A 24874-nucleotide genomic window follows, 5' to 3' on the forward strand; every position below is an offset into this window, starting at 1 on the left:
ACATGAATCAAGAGAGACTGGCGCAGTTCATCGGCGGGATCTGGGACGCTGAGGTCATTCCGCTGCTCTGCGACTACATCAGGATCCCAAACAAGTCGCCCGACTTCGACCATGACTGGGAGAAGCACGGCTACATGGACCAGGCGGTCGACCTGCTCGCCGGCTGGGCGCGGCAGAAGATCGCGGCGATGCCAGGTGCGACGCTCGAGGTGCTGCGGTTGCCCGGCCGGACGCCGCTGATCGTGATCGATATTCCGGGCCAGGGCCGCGACCAGGATCCGGTGCTGATGTATGGCCATCTCGACAAGCAGCCGGAGATGGTCGGCTGGGCCGAGGGTTTCGGGCCGTGGATACCGGTCTTGAAGGGCGACAAGCTCTATGGCCGCGGCGGCGCCGACGACGGCTATGCGATCTTCTCGGCGATCACCGCCATCATGGGCTTGCGCGAGCAGGGCATCCCGCATGCGCGCTGCGTGGTGCTGATCGAGGCCTGCGAGGAATCCGGCAGCCCGGACCTGCCGGTCTATATCGACCATATTGCGCAGCGGCTCGGCACGCCGTCGCTGGTCGTCTGCCTCGATTCCGGTTGCGGCAACTACGACCAGCTCTGGCTCACCACCTCGCTGCGGGGGCTTTGGAACGGCACGGTGACGGTGCGGGTGCTGGAGGAGGGGGTCCATTCCGGTGCCGCCTCCGGCATCGTGCCGTCGAGCTTCCGCATCCTGCGCCAGCTGATCTCGCGCATCGAGGACGAGGCGACCGGCGCGGTCCTGCCGCCGGAGCTCTATGCGCAGATCCCGGCCGATCGCATCGCCCAGGCGCGCGACGTGGCCAGGGTGCTGGGCGAGGCGGTCAGGACCACCTATCCCTTTGCCGGCGCCACCAAGCCGGTGGCCGACGATTCCGTCGAGCTGATCCTGAACCGCGCCTGGCGCCCTCAGCTCGCGGTGACCGGGATGAGCGGCCTGCCACAGCCGGAGAATGCCGGCAACGTGATGCTGCCCTTCACCACGGCGACCTTGAGCCTGCGCCTGCCGCCCTCACTGGACGCAAAAGGCGCCGATGTCCTGCTGCGGAAGTTGCTGACAGACGCGGTGCCTTATGGCGCCGAGGTCGAGCTCTCCGTCAGAGGCGTCGGCAGCGGCTGGAACGCGCCGAGCCTTTCGCCCTGGCTGGAGAAGTCGGTGGCCGAGGCCTCGCAGGCGACCTTCGGCAAGCCACCGGCCTATTTCGGCGAAGGCGGCACGATCCCCTTCATGGGCATGCTGGGCGAGAAATTCCCCAAGGCGCAGTTCATGATCACCGGCGCACTCGGCCCGCATTCGAATGCGCATGGACCGAACGAGTTCCTGCACATCCCGGCGGCGAAGAAGGTGACCGCCGCGGTGTCGATGGTGCTCAAGGATCACCTGACGGCGGCCTAACCCAGCAGCTGCCGCGCCTTCATCAACTCCTCCGCCAGCCGATCGATCTCGCCGGCGTGGGAATGCACGGCGAAGGAGGCGCGGACGGTGCCTTGGATGCCGAGCCGTTCCATCAGCGGCTGGGCGCAGTGGTGGCCGGTGCGGACGCAGATACCGGCGGAGCCCAGCAGCGTGCCGATATCGTGTGGGTGGATGCCGTCGAGCACGAAGGAGACAATGCCGGCGCGGTGCTTCGGCATGCCGATCAGCTTCAGGCCGGGAATCTCGCCGAGCTTGCCCACGGCATATTCGGCAAGCGCCCGGTCATGGGCGCCGATCCGGTCGAAGCCGATGCCCTCGATGAAATCGAGCGCGGTCGCCAGGCCGATCGCGGCGCCGATCGGCGGCGTGCCGGCCTCGAAGCGGCGCGGGGATTCGGCGAACAGCGTCTTTTCGAAGGTGACGGTGCGGATCATGTCGCCGCCGGTCTGCCAGGGCGGCATCCGGTCCAGCAGCTCGGCCTTGCCGTAGAGCACGCCGATCCCGTCCGGGCCATAGACCTTGTGGCCGGTGAAGGCGAGGAAGTCGCAACCGAGCGCTCCGACATCGAGCTGCAGGTGCGGCGCCCCTTGCGCGCCATCGACCATCACCCGCGCGCCGGCCCGGTTGGCGAGGGCGATGATTTCCTTCAAAGGCGTCACGGTCCCAAGCGTGTTGGCAACGGCGGTGACACAGACCAGCTTCGCGCCGTCGAGCTGGCGGCGATAGGCGTCGAGGTCGAGGTCGCCGCTGCCGTCGATCGGGATCACGTCGAGCAAGGTGCCGCGCCGGTCGCGCAGCTGCTGCCAGGGTACGATATTGGCGTGATGCTCGAGCGCCGAGACCAGAACCTTGTCGCCGGGCTGCAGGAAGTGTTCGCCGAAGCTGTAGGCGACCAGGTTGATCGCCTCCGTGGCGCCGCGGGTGAAGACGATTTCCTCGGGGCGAGCGTGTAGGAACCGGGCGACCCGCTCGCGCGCGCCTTCATAGGCTTCGGTCGCGCGTTCGCTCAGCGGATAGACCCCGCGATGGATGTTGGCGTAGTCGCGCGTGTAGAAGTCGCGCAACCGGTCCAGCACCACGGCCGGCTTCTGGGCGCTGGCGGCGCTGTCCAGATAGGTGACAGGATTTCCCTCCGCTTTGGCGCGGGCGAGCAGGGGAAAGTCGTCAGGATCGACCAGGGGATCGGGATTCATGATGGGCGGCATGACGAAGATCAGATGGGATTATGTCAAGCTTGGCGGCGGAAGGCGGCGTGCATGCTATGCTGAACTTGACAGGCGGTGCGGCGATAGAGATCATTTGTACACAAACAAATTTGCCGAACAGGCTTGCTCGAACACAGCGGAACCCAGGGAGGGTGAAAATGACTGAAGCTTCGAAGTTCCGGTCTTTCGGCCGGAGCAACCGCCGGCAGTTTCTGGCCGGCGCGACGGCGTTGGGTGTCGGCGCCACGGTGCTCGGCGCGCCACGGATCGCCCGCGCGGCCGGCGACGTGAAGGTGCTGAACTGGCAGGGCTACGGCACCGACGAGGCCTGGTCGGTCGATGCCTTCCATAAGGCGACCGGCAATACGGTGACGCACGACTACTACAATTCCGAATCCGAGATGATCACCAAGATGCGGACCAATCCGGGCGGTTACGACGTGGTCGTGACCAACTGCGCCTGGAACAGCATCGCGTCGAAGGAAGGGCTGATCCAGCCGGTCGATACGGCGAAGATCCCGCATTGGGGCGATCTCAACCCCGCGTTCCGCGATTCCCCGCTGCTGAACGACGGCGGCAAGCCGTTCGGCGTCGCCTGGGTCTGGGGTATCACCGCCATCGCCTACAGCACGGATGTCTTCAAGGAATCCCCGGCGACCTTGGCGAAGCTCTGGGACCCGGCGCTGAAGAAGCGCGTCGCCCTGCGTGACGACGGGATCGAGAATGTCGGTTTCGGCGCGATGGCGAGCGGCCAGGACATGAACCATCCGGCGGATCTCGCCAAGGTGAAGGCGAAGCTGCTGGAGCTGAAGGAGAACGTGGCGCTGCTTTGGTCCTCGGAAGACGAGTGGAACAAGCAATTCGCCGCCAAGGCCTTCGACATCTCGGTCTACTGGAGCGGCTCGGCCTTGCGCAGCAAGACCGCGTTCAAGCTGCCGGTGGGCTATTACGTGCCGCAGGAAGGCGGCATCGGCTGGTTCGACGGTCTCGCCGTGGTGAAGGATTCGCCCAATCCCGAGGGCGCCCATGCCTTCATCAACTGGATGGTCGATCCCAAGTTCTACGTCGAATGGGCGACCAAGGTCGGCGCCCCGGCCTCCGCCAACCCGAAGGCGATGGAAGCTCTGCCCGACAGCGACCCGTCGAAGGCCTTCTACGCCGACCAGGAAGCGATCAAGCGCCTGCAATTCATGGCGCCGCTCTCGGACGACGAGAAGCAGAAGTATTCCGACCTCTGGGCCGAGGTGAAGACCGCGTTCGCGGGGTAAGGGCACCGCGTAGCGGCCCCGTCAACGCCCTACCTAGCCTCCCCCCATCTTGGGGGGAGGGACTCTTTTGAAGATGCTGCGGCATGTGACGGTTCTATCCGTCCCCCGCCCCCAAGATGGGGGCGGTTTGGGGTGGGGTTGACGCCTCCGGAAGCTCGGTTTCAACAGTAGAGGACACAACGCAACCATGTCGCCACACCAGCGGCAAATGTGGTCGATCTTCGGGCTGACCGGGCCGGCTTATGCCTGGCTGGCGGTCACGATCTTCCTGCCGCTTTCGGCGATGCTCTATTGCAGCGTGCTCGACGTCTCGCCGCTGGTGCCGAGGCCGGCGAGCTTCACGCTGGCGAACTACGCCGCCTTCTTCCAGAAATCCTTCTATCTGCCGTTGACCTGGTGGTCGATCCTGCTCGGCTTCTGGACCACCTTGTTCTGCTTCCTGGTCGGCTATCCGGCCGCCTATGCGCTGGCCAAGCGCGTCAAGGGCCGGTGGCGCGAGGCCCTGTTCCTGCTGATCGTGCTGCCGTTCTGGAGTAACGCGCTGGTCCGCGTCTTCTCCTGGACCATGGTGCTGCGCCAGGGCGGTTTCCTCGATATGGCGCTGCATTCGGTCTTCCCCGACGCGCCGGCGATCAACCTGCTGTTCACCTATCCGGCCGTGGTGATCGGCCTGGTGCATTCCTATCTGCCCTACATGATCCTCACCTGCTACGTCTCGCTGCAGGCGATCGATGACTCGCTGATGGAAGCGGCGCGCAGCCTCGGGGCGGAGAGTTGGACCGTGTTCCGCCGCGTGGTCTTCCCGCTGAGCCTGCCCGGGGTCATCTCCGGCGCGGTGCTGATCTTCGTGCCGGTGATCGGCTCCTTCATGGAGCCGCGCATCCTCGGCGGCGCGAAAGGCGCGACACTCGGCATGAACATCGAGGAGCAATTCACCGTGACGGCGAACTGGCCGCTGGGCGCCGCACTTTCCTTCACCATGCTGGCGATCGTGCTGGTGATCTTCGCCGTGCTCTATCCGATCCTGAAGCGGCGCGGGGTGTGGGGATGAACCGCAAGCTCGACATCGGCACCGGCATCGCCAAGACCTATCTGGCGCTGGTCCTGCTTTTCCTCTATGTGCCGATCCTAGTGATGGCGCTGCTCGCCTTCAACCGCTCGCCGCTCTACCAGATGCCGTTCGAGTTCGACCTGGTCTGGTTCAAGGCGCTGGCCGAGAACGACCGGCTGCTGAATGCCGGGCGCAACAGCGTGGTGATCGCCCTGGTGAACACCGTGATCGCGACCGCGCTCGGCACCGCGGCGGCGCTCGCCTTCTCGCGCTACCAGTTCCGCGGCCGGAACCTGATGCAGCTCCTGCTGCTGCCGCCGATCACCATTCCCTGGCTGGTGATCGGCACGGCGATGCTGGTGTTCTTCTACTGGACCTTCCCCGCCATCGGCCTGAAGCCGCGTGGGCTGCACGCGATCCTGCTCGGCCATGTCGCCTTGTCGCTGCCTTACGTGATCATCGTGGTGGGCGCGCGGCTGGCGGATTTCCCGAAATCGGTGGAGGAGGCGGCGGCGACCCTCGGCGCGACACCTTGGCAGACCTTCTGGCGGGTCTCGGCGCCGATCATCGCGCCCGGCGTGGTGGCGGCGGCCTTGTTCGCCTTCGCCACCTCCTTCGACCAGTTCGTGATCTCCTATTTCCTGGCGCCGCCGGGCGTGACCACCCTGCCGGTCGAGATCTACACCTCGATCCGCAAGGGCTTCACGCCGGAGATCAACGCCATTTCCACCATCATCATCGTGGTTTCCATGGGCATCATGCTGATCACCGCACGCTTCTACAAATTCGGCGGTGAGCGATGAGCACGGTCGAAGTCGTCGGCTGCACCAAGCGCTATGGCACCGTCGCCGCGCTGGACGAGGTTTCGCTGAAGTTCAAAGAGGGTGAGCTGTTCGGCCTGCTGGGGCCGAGCGGCAGCGGCAAGACCACCTTGCTGCGCGCGATCGCCGGCTTCATCGACCTCGATCACGGCCAGGTGCTGCTGGACGGCGAAGACATCCGCCCGGTGCCGGTGCACAAGCGCGACATCGGCATGGTGTTCCAGAACTATGCCCTGTTTCCGCATATGACGGTGTTCGACAACGTCGCCTTCGGTCTCTCGGTCAGGAAGGTGCCGGCGGGCGAGATCAAGGGGCGGGTCGATGAGATCCTCGGCCTGGTGCGCCTAGGCGGCTTGCAGGAGCGCAAGCCGAAGCAGCTTTCCGGCGGCCAGCAGCAGCGGGTGGCACTCGCGCGCGCCCTGGTGACGAGACCGAAGGTGCTGCTGCTGGATGAGCCGCTCGGCGCGCTCGACAAGCATCTGCGAGAAGAGATGCAGGTGGAGCTGCGGCGGATCCAGCGCGAGGTCGGGATCACCACGCTCTTCGTCACCCATGACCAGGAAGAGGCGATGACGCTCTGCGACCGCATCGCCATCATGAACCAGGGCCAGATCGTGCAGCTCGGGCCGCCGCTCGAGGTCTATGAGCATCCGATCAACCGCTTTGCGGCCGGCTTCCTCGGCGTCGCCAATTTCCTGGAGGGGAGGGTCGCTTCGATCTCCGGCAGCGAGGCGCGGATCGATCTCAAGCTCGGCGGCGAGGCGCTGGCGCCGGCCGGCGGTTATCGCGCCGGCGATGCGGCGCTGCTGGCGGTGCGGCCGGAGAAGATCGGCGTCGAGCCGGGGAGCGCGGTCGGCGTCAACCGGCTCTCCGGGACCGTGATCGGCGCCGTCTTCTCGGGCAGCAGCACGACCTATCGCGTGCAGGTCGGCGACCAGGTGGTGTCGGTCTTCCAGCAGAACAGCGTTCCCCGCCGCCACGAGATCGACGACAAGGTAACCCTGCACTGGTCGCCGGAGCATAATGTGCCGGTCGCCCCCTGATTCGAAACCGGGCAGGGTGAGGGCAGGATGGAGGCTGGGATGCCGGATCTCGCGCGCGCCATGCACGTCGTCATCGACATGCAGCGACTGTTCGCCGACCACCCCGACTGGGCGGTGAAGGATATCGGCCGCATCCGCCAGTCCGTGACCTGGCTCGCGGAGCACAAGCCCGGCCGCACCTTCTGGACCCGCTTCGTGCCCGCGCAGAATCCCGCCGCGGCGCCGGGCGCCTGGCGGAAATACTATGAGCAATGGCCAAGCGCGACCTTGGACGGCGGCGGCGCCGACTATGTCGACCTGCTGCTCGAGCATCGGACGCTGGCCGGCAAGGCGGCGATCTTCGACAAGAGCACCTTCTCCGCCTTCGGCAATGCGAAATTCGGCGCGGCACTGCAGGCGGCCGGCACCGACACCGTGATCCTCTCCGGCGTCGAAACGGACGTCTGCGTCTGGGCCACCGCCTTGGATGCGGTCGATCTCGGCTACTTCGTCGTGCTGGCCCGCGACGCGCTGACCAGCGGCACGCCGGCGGCGCATCAAGCTGTGCTCGACATCATCGCGCCGCGCTTCGTGCCGCAGGTCTGGGTCATGAATTATGCGGAGTTGGAAGCGGCGTGGAAATAGCACCGGCCCCCTTGAACAACGATTGGAACACCTGGGACAGCGTCTATCCGGCGCAGATGACCTATCTGCCGCTGGGCCTCACCGTGACGCCCTGCGCCTATGCGGCCAGCACCGGCACCTTCACCACTTTCCCAGCGACGGCGAAGGGCCTCTCCCTGGGTGAGCGCGAGATCGACGGGTCGTCGGTCGACCTGCACCTGGCGCTCTCCGGTACCGAGCTCGACTGGCATTATGAGAAGCCGAGCCCGACGCAATTGCGCGGGCGCTGGCAAGCCACCCGGTTCGGCGAATGGGGCCTGCGTTTCTGGGTGATGCTGGTGCTGCGGCTCGATCCCGGCCATGACGGCAATCTCGCCGGCTGGCGCTACGATCCACTGAGCGGCAGGCTCACCGCCCATTCTGGCGGCATCGACATCACGGTCGAAGGCGACGCCGCGCCGCTGATGGTCACGTTCCACGATTCCATTGCCGCGCTGGAGCAGGAGCTCAAAGCCCACGGCTACTTCTACCTGGCCTCGCGCGGGACCGAAGGCGAGGTCGCGGTGCTGCGCTACAATCTCGAGGAGATGCCGCGCTTCGGCTTCAAGGTCGATGTCGGGCATCCGGCCGGAGCGACGGCGTCGGCGTGCAAGCCGCGGCAATCCGGCTTCGACGCGGCGCCGCTCGACGCCTTGCGCGACCTGGTCGGCTGGAACACGGTGTTTGATGCGATCAACCGGCGGCGCTACATGTCGCTGAGCCGCAACTGGGTGGCGCAGAAATTCGGCGGCTTCGGGGTCTGGCTGGACGACCTCTTCTATCATGCGCTGATGAGCGCGTTGTTCGATCCGGCCTTGGCGCGCGATTGCATCCAGGCGGTGCTGGCGACCGAGACACCCGAGGGCAACTTCGCCTGTCTCATCACCGGCAACGACCGCTGGATCGACCGCTCGCAGCCGCCGATCTGCAGCTTCATCCTGTGGAAGATCTGGCGGCATACCGGCGATGACAGTCTGGTCGACCTCGCCTATGACCGGTTGCTGGTGAACCACGACTGGTGGTTCAGCCACCGTGACGGCAACCATGACGGATTGATGGCCTGGGGCACCTCGCCGGTCGGCGACGGGCTCTATATGAGGACCAAGCTCGGCGCCAAGAACGAGTCCAGCATGGACAACTCGCCGATCCATGACGAGGCGCAGTACGATCCCAAGAGCGGCTGCCTCGACCAGGCCGATGTCGGCTTGAACAGCCTGATCGCGCTTGACGGCGAGATCCTGGCATTGTTCGCCCGGCGGCGCGGCGACGACGCCACGGCGCGGCGTTTGGAATCACGCGCCGCAGCCCTGCGCAAGCGGATCGAGGACCGGCTCTGGGACCCGGCGCGCGGAACCTTCGCCAATCGGCGCTGGAACGGCAATTTCATCCGCAGCCTTGCGCCCACCAGCTTCTATCCGATGCTCGCCGGGGCGGCGACGGAAGCGCAGCAGGGGAGCTTGCTGAAATGGCTCGATGATCCGCGCGCCTTCGGCGGCGCACATCGCCTGCCTTCGGTGACGCGGGACGACCCGGCCTATCATGACAATGTCTACTGGCGCGGCCGCGTCTGGCCGCCGCTCAACTACCTGACCTATGGCGGGCTGAAGCGTTGCGGCCATATCGCGGCGGCGACGGCGCTGGCCGCGGACAGCGTGAAGCTGTTCGCCGCCGCCTGGGCCAAGCGGCAGGTGCCGGAAAATTTCAGCGCCGAGACCGGGCAGGCCGATGACCAGGTCGATACCGACCTCTTCTACGGCTGGGGTGGGCTGATGCCGCTGATCGGGGTCAATGAAATCATCGATGTGACACCCTGGGATGGCTGGGAGATCAACCCGCGGCCCCATGGCGTAACGGGTGCCGGCGCGAAAGGGGATTGGCGGCTGGGCCCGCTGCTCGCCTTCGGTCGCAGGACTGAACTGGTGTCGCAGGGCGGCTGGCTGACGCTGATCCTGGATGCCCAACCGGTGCTGCGAACGGATATTGAGACCCGGCTGACTCAGATCGAGATCAGGCCGGATGGGATTGACCTCGACACACGGGGCGGTGGCACAATGGTGCCTTCGGCCAAGGCGACAGGCGAGCTCCGGTCGGCTAAGTTCGACGGGCGCGAGGTCGCCGTGGCCCAGGGTGCCGTCACCCTGCCGGCGACGGACCAGGCGCGGCGGCTGGAGCTGCGCTGGAAATAGAAGAAGACCCGGGGAGGGGATCATGATCGTCGTGTTCGGCTCGTTGAATGTGGATCTCTTGATCCCGGTCGACCGCCTGCCGAACCACGGCGAGACGGTGATCGGCCCCGGCTACAGCTTTGCGGCCGGCGGCAAGGGCGCCAACCAGGCGCTGGCGGCGGCCCGTGCCGGCGCCCAGGTGCGGATGGTCGGCCGCGTGGGCACCGACGATCTTTCGGCGATCGCGCTCAACGACCTCAATCTGCAGGATGTCGATCTCTCGCTGGTCGCCAAGGACGAGAAGCCAACCGGGCTGGCGGCGATCTGCGTCGAAAAGGGGGGCGAGAACATCATCGTGGTCGCTGCCGGCGCCAACAGCAATGCGCGCGCCGACCAGGTCCCGGACCACTTGCTGACGCCGGAGACGATGGTGCTCCTGCAGATGGAGGTGCCGCTCGAGGAGAATTGGACGCTGGTGCGCCGCGCCAAGGCCCGCGGCTCCCGCGTGATGCTGAACGTCGCCCCGGCCGCGCCGGTACCGACCGACATCGTGCGCATGCTGGATTGGCTGATCGTCAACGAGACCGAGGCGATGCTCGTTGCGGATTCGCTCGGCCGGCATCGCGACAATCCCCGCGCCGCCGCGGCGGCCGTTGCGGAAGCCGCGCAGACCACGGTGATCGTCACCCTGGGCGGCGAGGGTGCCAGCGGCTTCTCGGGCCATCAGATCTACGACGTGGCGGCGCTGCTGATCACGCCGGTCGATACGGTGGGCGCCGGCGATGCTTTTGTCGGCGCCTTCGCGGCGGCGATAGACAGCGGCGGCGATCTCGCGCGCGGCCTCGCTTATGGCTCGGTCGCCGGCGCGCTCGCCTGCCTGATCCCCGGCGCGCAGCCCAGCCTGCCGATGAAGGCCGCGATCGACAAGCGGCTGAAGGACCTGCCGCCGATCAAGGTGCATTGAGCGCGGGGCAGCGGGCCGAGATCGCCGGGTCAAGCCCGGCGATGACGTGCTGAAGATTTTCGTCTTGCGCGGACTTGATCCGCGCACCGGGTGCCGGTGAATCTCAGCTCGCCGCCTTGGATGTCCCCCGCGCGCGTTCTTTCTCGCGCCATTTCTCGAGGAACGCCGTCGCCTCCGCTGCCGGCAGCGGCTTGCTGTAGACATAGCCCTGCACGAACTCGACGCCCATCTCGCGCAAGGTCTCGACCGAGGCTTGGTCTTCGACGCCTTCGGCGACGACGTCGCGTTCCAGCACCTTCGCCATGCTGGCGATGACGCGGACGATCTCGTAGCCCTCGCGGCTGTCGGCCATACGCACGATGAAGGAGCGGTCGATCTTCAACGTGTTGAACGGGAAGCGGTGCAGGTGCGAGAGCGATGAATAGCCGGTGCCGAAATCGTCGATCGAGACCTTGCAGCCGATCGCCATGATCCGCTTCAGGAGTTCCACTGTGCGCTCGGGGTTGTCCATGACCAGGCTCTCGGTCACCTCGACCTTGAGGCTGCCGGGTGGGATTTCGGTGATACGGAGCGCGTTCTCGATGTCGTCGAGCAGGCCCTCGGCGGCGAACTGCCGGCCGGAGACGTTGACCGCGACCTGGGGCGGCTTGCCGCCGCCGGGCGGGGTCCAGGCCTGGATCTGGCGCGCCGCTTCCAGGATGCAGCGCCGGCCGATCTCGACGATGAGGCCGGTATCCTCGGCCAAGGGAATGAAATCGATCGGCGAGACCAGGCCGCGGGTCGGGTGGCGCCAGCGCAGCAGCGCCTCGTAGCCGTGCATGCGGTCGTTCTGGATGTCGATGATCGGCTGGTAGAACAGCTCGAGCTCGCCACCCTTGGCGATCGCGCGGCGCAGATCGGCTTCGAGATCGAAGCGCTTGACCGCGGTCGCGTGCATCGCCGCCTCGAACGGCTCGGCCTTGTTGCGCCCGGTGGTCTTGGCCTTGTAGAGCGCGAGGTTGGCGTCGCGCAGCAATTCGTCGCCGCTCTCGCCGGCGGATTGCGAGGCGAATACATAGCCGATGCTGGCGGTCATCTCGAAATCGCGGCCGTCGATCGAGATCGGCACGGCCATGACCTTATAGAGCGCCTCCAGGAGCTGCTCCAACTGTCCGCGGACATCGCCCGCCGAGAAGCGCAGGATCGCGAACTCGTCTTCGCCGAGATGCGCCAGGGTGTCGTCGGGGCGCAAGGCCGGCTCGAGGTTGCGGGCCAGCGAGATCAGCACCTGGTCGCCGATCGCCTGGCCCAGGGTCTCGTTGATGTGCCGGAAATGATCGAGATCGAGGATCAGCACGATCACGTCGCTCTCGCCGCCGGGATGCCAGAGCTGGGTCGCCTGGTTGATGCGGTCGATCAGCAGCGCGCGGTTGGGCAGGCCGGTCAGGCGACTGTGGAAGGCGTCGAACAGCAGCTGCCGTTCGGCGAGCTTGCGGTCGGTGATGTCGGTCATCGAGCCGGCGAAGCGATAGGGCTTGCCGACCTTGTCGACCACCGCGAGGCCGCGCGCATGCATCCAGCGGTCGCTCTGGTCGGCATGGCGCATGCGGAATTCCTGCTCGAAATGCGCCGACTGGCCGGCGAGATGCGCCTCGATCGCGGCCCGCAAGGTCGTCACGTCCTCGGTGTTGGTGCGGGAGAACCAGTCGTCCGGCGTGCCGCGGGCTTCCTCGGCGGCGATGCCCAGCATCTGGTGCCAGCGCGGCGACGAGTAGAAGCGGCTGGTGACCAGGTCCCAGTCCCAGAGCCCGTCGTTGGCGCCGCGTGCGGCCAGCGCGTAGCGCTCCTCGCTGATGCGCAAGTTGCGTTCGGCGGCCCGGCGCTGCTGCTCCTCGCGCACCACCCTGAGCACGGTCATCGCGATGAAATTCGCCAGGACCGCCAGCGCGGGGTAGACGAAGTTCAGCCGCACCCCGCCGGGGAACAGCGCCAACTGGCCGATGCCCCACCAGACGACGACCAGGATGACGGTGCCGGTAATTCCGCCGCTGGCGGGCATGCGGGCGGTGAATACCGCCGTCAGCAATCCGAGCGCGACGAGCGCGCTGAGATTGACCAGCACCATGTAATCCGGCTCCACCAGCACCGGTCCTTCGAGGATGCGCTGGGTGATCGTGGCGTGCCGCTCGACGCCCGGGAAATTGAGACTGAAGGCCGATTTGAAAAGATCCTGCACCGCGGTCAGCGTCACGCCGACGAAGACCACCTTGCCGGAGAAGGTGCCGGGCGCGAACTTGCCCTCGACCACATCAAGCAGCGAGTAGGTGGGAATGGTCTGGTTCGGGCCGTAGTAATTGACCAGCATCTTGGCGGCGCTGTTGATCGGCAGCCGCCGGTCGCCGACCGCAACATTGCCGAGTTCCATCGGCGAGCCCAGCGTGATCTGAAGATCCAGCGGCGATACGCCGAGATAGGCCGCGGCGGCCGCCAGCGACAGCGGCGGGTAGGTCTCGCCGTCGAACTGCCAGGCGAAATTCTCCGAGCGCGGCGCGCTGTCGCGATCCTTGTCGACGTTGACGAAGCCGCCGGCGACGGCGGACTCGCCCAGCTGCTGCACCGGCGGCAGCACCCCGATCGCCTGCTTGCCGACGTCGTTGCTGCCGTCGGGTCGCGCATCGAGCTTGCCGTAGGCCCAGTCCTCGACGAAGGGCGGCGCTTCGACCCCGCGAATCTCGGCGTCGCCCATGTCCAGCGTGAAGGGCAGCACCACGTTGCCGGCGGACCGCATCGCTTGCGCCATGGCGTCGTCCGGGCTCGGCGTATCGAGAACGGCTTGCAGCCCCTTGGCTTCGGCGGAGTCCGGCGGCATCGCCGCGGCCAGCGCCGAGAGCTTCGCCCGGACGTCGTCCGGAAAGGACAATTCCGGGTCGGGGAAGATGATGTCGAAGGCGATGACCTTGGCGCCGTCCGCCTTCAGGCGGTCGATGGCGAGAGCGAAGTAGCGATGCGAGAACGGCCAGCGCCCAAAGACGGCGGCGGTCTTCTCGTCGGCGGCGACCACGACGGTCTCCGGGCCCGGCTTCTCGACCCCGCGGATCCGGAAGCGCAGGTCGTAATTCTCCGCCTCCACGCGGTCGAGCAGGGCCGGGTCGAGCCGGGCCATCGTGAAGGCGACCAGCAGCGTGACCGCAATGGCGATGGCGACCGTCGCCGAGCGTTTCCCGATTGCACCGCCGATGCTCGCCATTCCCGCCCGGGTCCCCGGAATCTTCCCAGGAATCGCCCCGCCGATTCCCCATCTTCCCAGGAACTATAGTCGGTTAACGGCCGTTTGTCGTCCGACGGCGCGGGGTTGCAGCGGCCTTGTGCGAGTCCGACGTCTTGCGTTCGATCCCGTCCGAGGATTCGGAGCTAACGCATTGAAATTGTAAGTTCTCTGGCGAGAAATTTTCCGCAGGCCAACCGCCCGGTGCGATCTTTGGCGGAGACCCGAGCTTTCGCTTAACATTTAATTAGAGTTCTGCGGGCATTTTATGTACATGTTACATATCAAGTTGGGTGCCAAGTGAGGGATGGGTTGATGGACGGGAAACACGAGGTCCCGGCCTTGACCGGGGACACGGATCTGGAGTTCGACCATCAGGACCAGGAGTTGGACCTGACCGTCAGACTCGCGCTCTCCGATCTTCTGCCGGACGCAAACGGCGAGATTGTCGTCATGAACGAGGGCGACGACCCGCAGGTGAACATCGAGACCGACCTGAAAGTCCTGGATTCCGGTGTCTCTCCGGCGCATACGACCGCCGGTGGCATCGATGTCGGTGGCATGCAGTTCTGGGTCTTCGAGGACGGCACCCGGCTCTACTACTCGCCGGGCCTCTCGATCTCGGTGAGCCAGGACGCGGTCTAACCGTACACAACTTTCTTCTGCCCGAAGGCTTTGACCCGCGCGAGCGGTGGCCGGCGGCTGCGCCCCGACGGGTTCAGGGCAGCAGGCCGTCGTCGTCCGTGGGCACGCCCAAGGCTTCTGTGATCGGGCTCAAGGACGAACGCAAGCGCCTGCGGCGCATGAGTTTTTCCTGGGCTGCCTGGGGGAAGTCGGTGAGCGCGACGATCCGCTTGCCGATCAGGATGTCGGTCAGATCCTCATAGACTCGGATCATCTCCAGATCGGATTGCAGCAGCGCCCCGCGCCCCTGATTGCGCCGTTCCCCGATCGGCTCCAGGAACCCAACGACATCCGGATGATCCAGGGGAAGATATTGAAGATCCTGGGTTTCTTGTTCCCGGTGCAGGGAAGTGACCCGGCCTGCGGCGTCCCGTCTCACGAATGGCATTGTGTTCCCCCGGCCGCTCCAAGCGGCAAAAGTTGTGTGAGTCTGCTGGAGGGTATATTAACCACTTCCACATTGTGCTAAACAGCGTTTTCGCACACGCTTGTGCGCTGGCCGCCAGAGACGATCGGAGAGGCTGATCGGGATGCGGCCGGAATTCAAGATGGGAGCTGCTCGGCCTTGTCGGACGCGACCGCCCAACGCACGTCTTCGATAAAGCTCGCTTCGATCCCGGACCCGCGATTGATCCATCGCGTCGTCCAGTTCAAGGGGCGTCGCTATTCCCTGAAGCTCGACTACAGCTCTTGGAACGCTCTAGAGCAGGCGGCGGCGCGGCGCAACATGCGCTTGAACCAGCTGGTCGATGAGCTGGCGGTCGCCACCAACCATGAGGGCAACTTCTCGGCGACCGTGCGCGCGCAGTGCCTTGCCGAGCTGAAGACCCAGATCGAGGAGCTGGAATCCAAGGTCCGGCTGACGCAGATGTCGGGTGAGGGCATCTCGGCGGCACTGATCGCCGACGCCTCGCCGGCGCCCTGCTTCGTGGTCGATGGCCGCAACGCCGTGCAGAAGGCCAACGGGCCAGCGCAAAAGTGGCTCGGCCTCGCGGAATCCGCCCTGGTCGGCCGGCCGGTCGACCAGTATTTTCAGGTTAAGTCGACCCTGACCTTGGGCCAGATCGTCGAGCAGTTCGGGCAGGGCAAGTACCAGGTCTTTCCGGCGCGCATCGTCTGTCTTCGTCCGGGGCGGCTGATCATGGCCAAGGCGACGATTTGCCCGGTCCTGCGTCGCTCGGACACGGATCTCATTTACATCATCATGATTGACGTCGGCTGAGCAGGCTGGGCGAGCGCACAGAACCGCGACGCCCATGCCGCCGGCGAAGCTTGGCATGAACGCCGGTTAAAGGCGAAGGGGAGGGGAAGCGCATGAGCTCCGGAGCCGGCTGGTCGCAGGGCTATGTTACCGACGTCAGCTACACCAGCAGCTTCTTTCGCGAGCTGTCGCCGGCCTGGCTCAATCATGTCGCCATGGCCAACGGCGCGCATCCGCGCCTGCTCGACGAAGGCTTCAACCACATCGACCTTGGCTGCGGTCTCGGCCAGTCGGTGAACGTGCTCGCGGCCTGCTTCCCGCGCGGCAACTTCTACGGCGTCGATTTCAATCCCGCGCATATCGACACCGCGCAGCACCTCGCCAAGCAGCTCGGCATCGACAACGCCCATTTCATCGAGCGGGCCTTCGAGGAACTGCTCGAAGTCGATCTGCCGGAGTTCGATTTCGTCACCCTGCATGGGATATATTCCTGGATCGGCGACGCGACGCGGGCCGCGGTGCAGCGCTTCATCTACAAGAAGCTGAAGCCCGGCGGCATCGTCTACAACAGCTACAACTGCCTGCCCGGATGGACTAACGAAGCGCCGATCCGCCGCCTGCTGCTGGAATTCGGCCAGACCCATCACGGCGACAGCGCGGCGCGGGTCGAGAAGGCCGCCAAGGATGCCGAGGAAATGGCGGCGCTGAAGCTCGGCTATTTCCGCGCCAACCCGACAGCCGCCGACCAGGTGGGGAAGCTGACCAAGCGCGCCACCAATTACCTCGCGCACGAATATCTCAACGCCAGCTGGACCACCTTCTATTCGGCTGACGTGGCGGACGAGATGGCCGCGGCCAAGCTGACCTATCTCGGCTCGGCGACGCTGATGGAGAACCACCTCGAGCTGATGATGCCGGACCCGGCGGTGGCCTATTGCAAGAAGCAGCCGACCGACCGGCTGCGTCAGCTGGCGCAGGACTTCCTGGTGGGACAGCGGTTCCGCCGCGACGTCTATGTGCGCGGCCATCCACGCCTGCAGCGCAACGAGATGTCGCGCCATCTGCGCAATGCCTGCTTCGCCTTGCCGGGACCGGTCGAGGACTTCACCGACAAGACCAAGGTGCCGCGCGGCGAGATCAGCTTCGACCAGAAGTCGGCGCAGCTCATCCGCGAGGCGCTGGCGAAGGGGTCGCTGTCGCTGGAGCAGATCATCGAGACCACCGGCGCCAAGAAGAATATCCAGGAGCTGGAGCGAACCGTGTTGCTGATGTCAGCCGTCGGCAAGCTTATTCCCGTGGGATCGGCGTTCCAGCCGAGCGATTTGCCGGCGAAACCGGAGCGGGTCCGCATCGTGGACAACATCAACCGTCGACTGATCGAACTGGGACGGCAGTCGATCAGCCGCCAGTATCTGATCGCGCCGCAGGCCGGCAGCGGTCTCGCAATCGATTCACTCGATGCCGTCGCGCTCGCCTTGCTGGAGGAGGGCGTTCCGACGGCGAAGCTCGCCGCCGCGGTCGGCGAAGAGCTGAAGAGCCGCGGCGTCCGGGTCAACAAGGACGGCGCGCCGATTACCGATGAGAAGGAAGCGGCGGCCAAGACCGGGGAGATCGTCGGTCGCTTCCTCAGTCGCGCCGTTCCCACCTTGATGCGCTACGGCGTGGTGGAGGCGGCTTAGTCTGAATCTCATGGTCGGAATCGCCCGTTCCGCTGCCATCGCTTCGGCGCGCGTTCTGTCACGCCGGATAAACGATCCCTGGAGCAGAATGCAGTCGTCTTGATGTGCTGCCGGTCACCAACCGGCTCACATGGATGTGCGACCAACTGACGATCCTAAGGCAAATGCAGCGGTGCCACACCGAAGTGTGTCGGATGTCATTTGTTAATCATTTGCCAAGGGTTTATATGATTAATGCTTTATCCTGCTGCTAGGGATAGGCCGATCGGTTGGGTTTCGCCGGTCCGTGGGAAAAGAGACGGGGATTATGGGATTCAAATTCGGCAGCCGCCTCGATCCGAAGGCGGCTTCGGCGAAGGGATCGGGCGATCCGGTTGCGGTGGAAGACACGCCGTTGAGCCGGCTGCGTGCAGGATTGGGCTTGCAGCCGTCGGCGCCGGCGCTCTCGGCTTCGGCCGCGGTCGAGGCGAAGCGGGTTGAACCGAAGATCTCTCCTCCGAGCCAGGCGCCTGCCGCGGAGATCCAGCCGCGCAGCAGTGTTTCGAACGCGGCAAAGCCGGTCGAAGCACGGGCGCCTGAAATGAAAGCTCCCGAGCCGAAGCCCGCACCGGCTGAGGCGAAGCCGGTTGCCGCTGAAGCAACGCCGATGGCCGCCGAAGCGAAACCCGTCGCGGTGAAGCCGGCAGAGACGAACGCGCCGGAACCCACACCGGTGGCGCCGAAAGCCGCGGAGCCCAAGGTGGCGCCGAGCATCTCGACACCGCCACGCCAGCCCGCGCCGCAGCCGCCGCGTCCGGCCGCCGCCGCACCGGTCTCGAATTCCACCTATCCACCCGCCGCAGAAAAGACTATGGATGCGCCGCGCCAGATGAGCACCAACGCACCTTCGTCGGAAGCGGCCGCCTCCGGTTCGAGCCCTCGCGGCACCGGCGAAAGTGTTGCGCCCGTTTCGACCGCGGCAGCACCGCGCCCGGCTGCGACCGCATCTGCTTCCGCTCCCTCGACCTCGCCCGCCGGCGCGGCTCGGCCCACTTCCGCACCGCAAGCGGGCGTCGCGCCGCAAGCGGCTCCTGCACAGCAGGGTACAACGCCGCCGGCCGGTGTCCCGCCGCGGGCGCCCGCCGCCGCGACGCCGCCACTGCACGCGGCCGAACTGGTGCGCAGTGATGCGCCGCAGGTGCCGATCGAATATTCGGGCCCGACCACCCGCGACGATCAGTTGCTCTCCTGCCTCGTCATCATGACGCGCATTTTCGGCTCGCCGAAGTCGCCTGCCGCTCTGGCCAGCGGCCTGCCGGTCGGCGACGACGGCCTCACTCCCGATCTCTTCCTGCGCGCCGCCGATCGTTCGGGCCTTTCCGCCTCGCAGATCCGTCGCAAGCTCGACCAGGTCGACAAGATGAGCCTGCCGGCGGTTCTGCTGCTGAAGAACCGCAAGGCCTGCGTTCTGCTCTCGCCGCCGCGCGCCGGCATGGCGGAGGTCGCGACGCCGGACAATCTCGACGGCAGCCATTCGTATCCACTGGCCGAGCTGGAAGCGGTCTATACCGGCGTCCAGATCGTGGTGCGGCCGAAGATCCGGCTCGATACCCGGTCGGCCGATCTCACCGAGGCGAGGCCGCGCAACTGGTTCTGGACCAACGTCGCGAAGTTCACCCCGGTCTACGGCGAGGTGGTCGTCGCCGCGCTCCTGATCAACATCTTCACCATCGCCACCTCGATCTTCTCGATGCAGGTCTATGACCGCGTCGTGCCGAACAAGGCGGAAGGGACGATGTGGGTGCTGGCGCTGGGCGCCATCACGATCTTCGTCTTCGACTTCCTGCTTCGCACCTTGCGCGCCTACTTCCTCGACAAGGCCGGCAAGTCGCTCGACAGGAAAGTGTCCTCCTCGCTGTTCGAGCATGTCCTGTCGATCCGCATGGCCGCCGGGCCGCAATCGGCCGGCGCCTTCGCCTCCAACATCCAGTCTTACGAAACGCTGCGCGACTTCTTCACCTCGGCCACGCTCTCCGCGGTCATCGATCTGCCCTTCGTGCTGGTCTTCCTGGTGATCATCTTCATCATCGCCGGCCCGGTCGCGCTGGTTCCGGCCATCCTCGTTCCGGCGGTGATCCTGGTCAGCATCGCGGTCCAGGCGCCGATGCAGAAGGCGGTCGAGCGCTCCTACCGCGAGATGGCGCAGAAGCATGCCATGCTGGTCGAGACCATCAACGGCCTCGACACGATCAAGACCGCCTCCGCCGAAGGCCAGATGCAGCGCGACTGGGACGGCTATGTCGCCGCCTCGTCGTCCTCGGCGATGGAATCGCGCTTCTGGTCGACGATCGCCATCAACTTCGTGGTGATGAGCTCGAACCTCGCCTTCGTCGGCGTGCTGATGGTGGGCTGCTACGAGATCTTCACCCATGACCCGACCAGCCCCTATCCGGCGCTGACGACCGGCGCCATGGTGGCGGCTTCGATGCTGACCAGCCGCGCGATGGCGCCCTTGGGCCAGATCGCCGGCCTGATCGTGCGCTTCCACCAGTCCTGGACCAGCCTGAAGGGCCTCAACCGCCTGATGGATCTGCCGGTCGAGCGGCCGCAGGGCAAGGTCTTCCTGCGCCGTCCGCGCATCGACGGCGGCATCGAGTTCCGCAACGTCGTCTTCAAGTATCCCAACGCGCAGACCCCGGCCTTGGACGGCGTCTCGTTCCGCATCCAGCCTGGCGAACGGGTCGGCATCGTCGGCCGCATCGGTTCCGGCAAAACCACGATCGAGCGCCTGGTCATGGGCCTGTTTGAGCCCTCGGAAGGCGCGGTGCTGGTGGACGGCACCGACATCCGCCAGCTCGACCCGACCGATCTCCGGCAGTCGATCGGCTGCGTGCTGCAGGATCCGCATCTCTTCTTCGGTTCGGTGAAGGACAACATCACCTTGGGCGCGCCCTACGTGGACGAGGATTCCTTCCTCCGCGCGGCGACGCTCGCCGGCGTCGATCAGTTCGTGCGCCAGCACCCGCTGGGCTATGACATGCCGACCGGCGAGAACGGCCGCTATCTCTCGGGCGGCCAGCGCCAGTCGGTCGCCGTCGCGCGCGCGCTGCTCTTGAACCCGCCGATCCTGGTGCTCGACGAGCCCACCAGCTCGATGGACAACTCGACCGAGAACACTTTCAAGACCCGCCTCGGCGAGATCGTGACCGGCAAGACCTTGCTCCTGGTCACCCATCGCAACTCGATGCTCTCGCTGGTCGACCGGCTGATCGTGCTCGACCGCGGCAAGGTCGTGGCCGACGGACCGAAGGCCGGTGTGCTCGACGCGCTGATGAAGGGCCGTATCCGGGCCAACGAGGGTTAAGGACCCACTCATGTCGCTGACCAACCGTGATCTCTGGATCGATCCCGCTGAAACTGAGCGCGAAAGCATTCAGCGCTTCGGGCATATTCTGCTCGGCGCGATCCTGTTCGTCGTCTTCAGCTTCCTGGTCTGGTCCTATTTTGCCAGCCTCGACCAGATCACGCGCGGCGAGGGGAAGGTCATTCCCTCCAGCCAGACCCAGGTGATCCAGAGCTTGGACGGCGGCCAGCTGGCCGAGATGCGGGTGCGCGAAGGCGATGTCGTGGAGAAGGACCAGGTCCTGCTGGTCATCGACAACACGACCGCGACGTTCAGCCTCTCCGAGTTGAAGCAGCGCTATTACATCGCCTCGGCGGCGATCGCCCGGCTCAACGCCGAGATCGCCGGCAAGTCCGATCCCGAAGAGATCGCCTTTCCGGAAGACGTGGTGAGGGATGCGCCCGACAAGGTTGCGCAGGAGAAGAGCCAGTTCGTCATCCGGCAGGCCCAGCTCTCGGCGCAGCTGGCGACGCTGCGCGACCAGATCGAGCAGCGCAAGCAGGACATCAACGCCATCAGCACCAAGATATCCTCAGCGGGAGCCGGTCTCGACGTGGCGCAGCAGCAGCTCGATATTCTGGGGCCGGCGGTTCGCGCGGGCGCGGCCTCCAAGGTCGATCTGCTGAAGGCACAGCAGGAAGCGCAGAACTATCGCTCTGAGATGGCGAATGCGCGGGCCTCGCTGCCGGGCGCCAAGTCGGCGCTGCAGGAAGCGCAGAGCAAGCTCAGCGAGGCGGTCGCCACCTTCAAGGCGGAATCCGCCGGCGAGATCGCCAAACAGCAAAGCGACCTCGCGTCCGTCAACGAATCCATGAAGGAGGCGAGCGCCAAGGTTGGCCGGACCGAGCTGCGCTCCCCGGTCAAGGGCACGGTCAAGGAGATCAAGACCCGAACCCTCGGTGGCGTCATTCAGCCGGCCCAGGACATTATGGAAATTGTTCCTATCGAAGATTCGCTGCTGATCGAGGCGCAAATCCGGCCGCAGGACCGCGGCTTCATTGCCCCCAATCAGAAGGCGAAGGTTAAGATCACCGCCTATGACTACAGCATTTATGGCGGGCTCGATGCCACGCTGGAGCAGATCAGCGCGGACGCGATCGAAAACGAGAAGAAGGAGCTGTTCTTCCGGGTACGTCTCCGGACGGATAAGAACTTTCTGGTCGGCAAGCAGGGTGAGCAGCTGCCCATCATCCCGGGCATGACCGCCACTGTGGATATCCTGACAGGAAACAAGACCGTTCTCGAATACCTCCTGAAGCCGATCCTGAAGGCGAGGGAGACCGCGCTCACCGAACGCTAGCAACTTCTTAATAAGTGTGCGGAAGGGTTGGAAAAAGGTGGTGCGTGTCTTTTCGGAAACTGGTAAAAAGCTGTCGGGTGGAATCGATAGTCTGTTCGGTTAACCGGTTGATTTCCTAGGATTAGCGAGAGCGTTTGGATGGATGCTCGCGCTGATCTAGTCAGGTGTGGGGAGTTTTTTAGATGAAGACTGTGGTCTTGAAGCAACACTCGCGGAGTGCGTTGTTGCTTGGTGCGGCGCTCGGATTGGTTTTGAGCGCCAGCAGCGGTGCGCAAGCGATGTCGTTGAAGGACGCCATTCAGCTGGTGCTCACCACCAACCCGGAAGTGGGCGTGGTCGCCAAGGATCGGCGCGCGGTCGATCAGGAGCTGCGGCAGGCCTGGGGACTCTACTATCCGCAGATCGATGTTAAGATCGACGGCGGTCCGGAATTCACCGAGAGCGGCAGCGTGGATACCCCGCCGGCCGAACTCAACCAGGGCCCGCATGACAACGGCCGCTGGCTGGTGCGCACGGATGCGCAGATCACCCTGCAGCAGCGCTTGTTCGACGGTTTTGAAGCCGCGAGCGAAGTGCAGCGCCAGAAGGCCCGGGTCAATTCCGCAGCCGAACGCGTGCAGGATCAGTCGGAAGTCTCGGCGCTCGACGCCACCGAGCAGTACCTGAACGTGCTGCGCGACCAGATGCGCTTGAAGAACGCCGAAGAGAATATCAAGAAGCACGAAGAGACCCTCGGTCTCGTACAGAAGCGCGCCGATCTCGGCGGCGGCAACGTCGCCGATGTCAGCCAGGCCGAAGCCCGCCTGCAGACCGCGCGTTCGACCTACACCGACATCCAAGGCCAGCTGCGCGAGACCCAGACCCTTTTCCTGCAGGTCGTCGGCGTTCCGGCGACCGACCTCCAGGACATCACGGATGCCGACTGGTCCCGCCTCGCCGAGAATGTCGACCTCTCGGTGCAAAAGGGCCTGGAGAACAACCCGAAGGTCCGTCTCGCCAAGCATGACGTGGAGCGCGCGGAAGCTGAAGTTCGCCAGCAGAACTCGGCGCTCTATCCGAAGCTGAACTTCGAGGCCGTGGGCTCGGTCAACCGCTACAACAGCGGTCTCGAGGAGAAGGACCATAACGCGCAGTTCCTGCTCGTTCTGCGCTACAACATCTATCGCGGCGGCGCCGACATCGCCCGCATCAAGGAATTCAAGGAGCGCCGCTCCGAGAGCCTTGAGCAGCTCCGTGTCCGCGAGCGTGAGGTCGAGCAGGACGTCCGCAGCTCCTGGGCTGCCCGCCAGACCCAGCAGGATCGCATCGCGCTCCTGGAGAAGCAGGTTGCGGCCAACCAGCAGACCTACGACGGCTACGTGCAGCAGTTCGATATCGGCCAGCGCGGCCTGCTCGACGTGCTCGACGCCGCCAACGAGCTGTTCATCTCGAACGATCAGCTGATTTCGGCGCAGACCGAGGAGAATTTCGCGAACTACCGCATCCTCGCCTCGCAGGGCCAGCTGGTCGAATCCGTGGCGCTCACCTACCCGGTGGAAGGCACCGTCGGCGAGATCGACGACGCCAAGAAGAATCCCTGATCTCTCGGGATCGGGTTCGAGCCAAGGCCGTCGCCCGCAAGGGCGGCGGCCTTTCGTTTTTGGACCTTGCCTCCAGGCGTCGTCCCTGCGGGCCGCCCAACCCTCCCCCTAAAGGAGAGACGGCTCTTGAGCGAGCAACTGGACGACCGAACTCCTTCCCCTTCAGGGGGAAGGCAGGGATGGGGGCATGCAGCCTGAGCGCTCAAGATCCAGCGCTCGGCTTCACGTCACGGATTGTCGGAGAGAGGGTTTGGAGGCCCGGGCCGGAATCGAACCGACATCAAAGGATTTGCAGTCCTCTGCATAACCACTCTGCCACCGGGCCGGTGGGAGCGGCACCTATAAGGCCCCGAACCGCCGGAATCAAGCCAAGTTGCAGGGCGTGGCGGATCGGGCCGGGGGCCGTTGCCTGCGTGTTGTCTGGCGTCGGGGCAGCGACTATAAACACTTGAATCGACTTGGCGTCCTCGCCCTGCCGGGGACATCTACCCTGAGGATCTTCCATGGATTACGCCGCCGCCCGGCAGCACATGATCGACAGCCAGATCAAGACCAACAAGGTCACCGACCCCAGCGTGATCGAGGCCCTGGCGGCCGTGCCGCGCGAGGCCTTCGTCGCTGACGCGCAGAAGAAGCTCGCCTACATCGACCGCCCGGTCGCGATCGGCGCGGGCCGCCGCATGACCGAGCCGATGGTGCTGGCGCGCCTGCTGCAGGTGGCGCAGCTGAAGCCCAGCGACACCGCGCTGGTGGTGGGGGCGGGGTCCGGCTACAGCGCCGCCATCCTCGCACGCCTGGTGAAAAAGGTGGTGGCGCTGGAATCGGCGCCCGAACTCGCCGAACGTGCCAAGTCGATCCTCGGTGCCTTCGGCATCGGCAATTGCAGCGTCGTCACCGGCGATTTTGCCGCAGGGCGGGCGGGGGACGGTCCGTATGACTTCATCCTGGTGGATGGGGCGGCGGAAATCGTTCCGGAAGCGCTGACGGCCCAGCTCGCGGATCGCGGGCGGCTCGCGGTGGTGATCAAGGATCAAGGCGTCGTCGGGCGCGGCACGCTCTTCACCCGGGCCGATGGCGTGGTCTCGCAGCGCGCGATCTTCGATGCCGATGCCGAAGTCCTGCCCGGCTTCACGCGGCCGCAACGCTTCGTGTTCTAGCCTGCAACTGCATGACGAACGCCGTGGTCCCCGGAGGGAAGAA

19 protein-coding genes and 1 tRNA gene are annotated in these 24874 nt (G+C 65.5%); 15 read left to right on the top strand and 5 right to left on the bottom strand.

Annotation, left to right across the window (positions count from 1 at the left end):
- Positions 1 to 2 precede the first annotated feature (2 nt).
- Positions 3 to 1424: a M20 family metallopeptidase gene (locus tag ACYQ4T_RS20705; protein ID WP_459858316.1), complete on the top strand. Its 1422-nt coding sequence runs from the start codon at positions 3 to 5 to the stop codon at positions 1422 to 1424.
- Here ACYQ4T_RS20705 and ACYQ4T_RS20710 read toward each other — a convergent pair.
- Entirely contained in the window at positions 1421 to 2650 is a 1230-nt protein-coding gene (locus ACYQ4T_RS20710; protein ID WP_459858318.1) for an aminotransferase class V-fold PLP-dependent enzyme, read from the bottom strand. The two genes, ACYQ4T_RS20705 and ACYQ4T_RS20710, sit on opposite strands and share 4 nt — an antisense overlap.
- A 158-nt stretch (positions 2651 to 2808) precedes the next feature.
- On the opposite strand from ACYQ4T_RS20710, the gene ACYQ4T_RS20715 reads away from it, so the two are divergent.
- From ACYQ4T_RS20715 to ACYQ4T_RS20745, 7 genes are all read left to right on the top strand, one after another.
- Entirely contained in the window at positions 2809 to 3918 is a 1110-nt protein-coding gene (locus tag ACYQ4T_RS20715; protein WP_459858320.1) for an ABC transporter substrate-binding protein, read from the top strand.
- Between the two features lie 187 nt (positions 3919 to 4105).
- The gene (locus tag ACYQ4T_RS20720) at positions 4106 to 4969 is read left to right on the top strand and encodes an ABC transporter permease (RefSeq protein ID WP_459858322.1); all 864 of its coding nucleotides are present in this window, start codon (positions 4106 to 4108) and stop codon (positions 4967 to 4969) included.
- The gene (locus ACYQ4T_RS20725; protein ID WP_459858324.1) at positions 4966 to 5772 is read left to right on the top strand and encodes an ABC transporter permease; all 807 of its coding nucleotides are present in this window, start codon (positions 4966 to 4968) and stop codon (positions 5770 to 5772) included. Before ACYQ4T_RS20720 ends, ACYQ4T_RS20725 begins: the two co-directional genes overlap by 4 nt.
- Entirely contained in the window at positions 5769 to 6833 is a 1065-nt protein-coding gene (locus ACYQ4T_RS20730; protein ID WP_459858326.1) for an ABC transporter ATP-binding protein, read from the top strand. Before ACYQ4T_RS20725 ends, ACYQ4T_RS20730 begins: the two co-directional genes overlap by 4 nt.
- A 39-nt stretch (positions 6834 to 6872) precedes the next feature.
- Positions 6873 to 7457 carry a cysteine hydrolase family protein gene (locus ACYQ4T_RS20735; protein ID WP_459858328.1) on the top strand — a complete coding sequence of 195 codons (585 nt, stop codon included), beginning with the start codon at positions 6873 to 6875 and terminating at the stop codon, positions 7455 to 7457.
- Between the two features lie 11 nt (positions 7458 to 7468).
- Positions 7469 to 9661: an MGH1-like glycoside hydrolase domain-containing protein gene (locus tag ACYQ4T_RS20740; RefSeq protein ID WP_459858330.1), complete on the top strand. Its 2193-nt coding sequence runs from the start codon at positions 7469 to 7471 to the stop codon at positions 9659 to 9661.
- Between the two features lie 22 nt (positions 9662 to 9683).
- On the top strand, positions 9684 to 10604 hold the full coding sequence (locus ACYQ4T_RS20745) for a ribokinase (RefSeq protein WP_459858332.1): 921 nt from the start codon (positions 9684 to 9686) through the stop codon (positions 10602 to 10604).
- Between the two features lie 103 nt (positions 10605 to 10707).
- Here the strand turns inward: ACYQ4T_RS20745 and ACYQ4T_RS20750 are convergent, their stop codons facing one another.
- Positions 10708 to 13830: an EAL domain-containing protein gene (locus tag ACYQ4T_RS20750; RefSeq protein ID WP_459858334.1), complete on the bottom strand. Its 3123-nt coding sequence runs from the start codon at positions 13828 to 13830 to the stop codon at positions 10708 to 10710.
- A 333-nt stretch (positions 13831 to 14163) separates the two neighbouring features.
- On the opposite strand from ACYQ4T_RS20750, the gene ACYQ4T_RS20755 reads away from it, so the two are divergent.
- Complete coding sequence (locus tag ACYQ4T_RS20755; protein WP_459858336.1) at positions 14164 to 14493, top strand: hypothetical protein; 330 nt, start codon at positions 14164 to 14166, stop codon at positions 14491 to 14493.
- Between the two features lie 73 nt (positions 14494 to 14566).
- Here the strand turns inward: ACYQ4T_RS20755 and ACYQ4T_RS20760 are convergent, their stop codons facing one another.
- Positions 14567 to 14920 carry a hypothetical protein gene (locus ACYQ4T_RS20760; RefSeq protein ID WP_459858338.1) on the bottom strand — a complete coding sequence of 118 codons (354 nt, stop codon included), beginning with the start codon at positions 14918 to 14920 and terminating at the stop codon, positions 14567 to 14569.
- 240 nt (positions 14921 to 15160) lie between these two features.
- Here ACYQ4T_RS20760 and ACYQ4T_RS20765 point away from each other — a divergent pair, with 240 nt between their 5' ends.
- Positions 15161 to 15754, top strand: coding sequence for a ribbon-helix-helix domain-containing protein (locus ACYQ4T_RS20765; RefSeq protein WP_459858340.1), 594 nt, complete (start codon positions 15161 to 15163; stop codon positions 15752 to 15754).
- A 92-nt stretch (positions 15755 to 15846) separates the two neighbouring features.
- Positions 15847 to 17412: a methyltransferase regulatory domain-containing protein gene (locus ACYQ4T_RS20770; RefSeq protein ID WP_459858342.1), complete on the top strand. Its 1566-nt coding sequence runs from the start codon at positions 15847 to 15849 to the stop codon at positions 17410 to 17412.
- Between the two features lie 231 nt (positions 17413 to 17643).
- Here the strand turns inward: ACYQ4T_RS20770 and ACYQ4T_RS20775 are convergent, their stop codons facing one another.
- Complete coding sequence (locus ACYQ4T_RS20775; RefSeq protein ID WP_459858344.1) at positions 17644 to 18237, bottom strand: hypothetical protein; 594 nt, start codon at positions 18235 to 18237, stop codon at positions 17644 to 17646.
- 352 nt (positions 18238 to 18589) lie between these two features.
- Here ACYQ4T_RS20775 and ACYQ4T_RS20780 point away from each other — a divergent pair, with 352 nt between their 5' ends.
- The 3 genes from ACYQ4T_RS20780 (at position 18590) to ACYQ4T_RS20790 (ending at position 23674) form a co-directional block, all read left to right on the top strand.
- A complete protein-coding gene (locus tag ACYQ4T_RS20780; protein WP_459858346.1) occupies positions 18590 to 20755 on the top strand; it encodes a type I secretion system permease/ATPase in 2166 nt (721 codons plus the stop codon).
- A gap of 10 nt (positions 20756 to 20765) precedes the next feature.
- On the top strand, positions 20766 to 22094 hold the full coding sequence (locus ACYQ4T_RS20785) for an HlyD family type I secretion periplasmic adaptor subunit (RefSeq protein ID WP_459858349.1): 1329 nt from the start codon (positions 20766 to 20768) through the stop codon (positions 22092 to 22094).
- Positions 22095 to 22276: 182 nt separating this feature from the next.
- A complete protein-coding gene (locus tag ACYQ4T_RS20790; protein WP_459858351.1) occupies positions 22277 to 23674 on the top strand; it encodes a TolC family outer membrane protein in 1398 nt (465 codons plus the stop codon).
- Positions 23675 to 23925: 251 nt separating this feature from the next.
- Here ACYQ4T_RS20790 and ACYQ4T_RS20795 read toward each other — a convergent pair.
- Positions 23926 to 23999, bottom strand: a tRNA-Cys gene (locus tag ACYQ4T_RS20795).
- Between the two features lie 178 nt (positions 24000 to 24177).
- Here ACYQ4T_RS20795 and ACYQ4T_RS20800 point away from each other — a divergent pair.
- Entirely contained in the window at positions 24178 to 24831 is a 654-nt protein-coding gene (locus ACYQ4T_RS20800) for a protein-L-isoaspartate O-methyltransferase family protein (RefSeq protein WP_459858353.1), read from the top strand.
- The last annotated feature ends 43 nt before the right edge of the window (positions 24832 to 24874 follow it).

Source organism: Dongia sp. agr-C8, assembly GCF_054658695.1.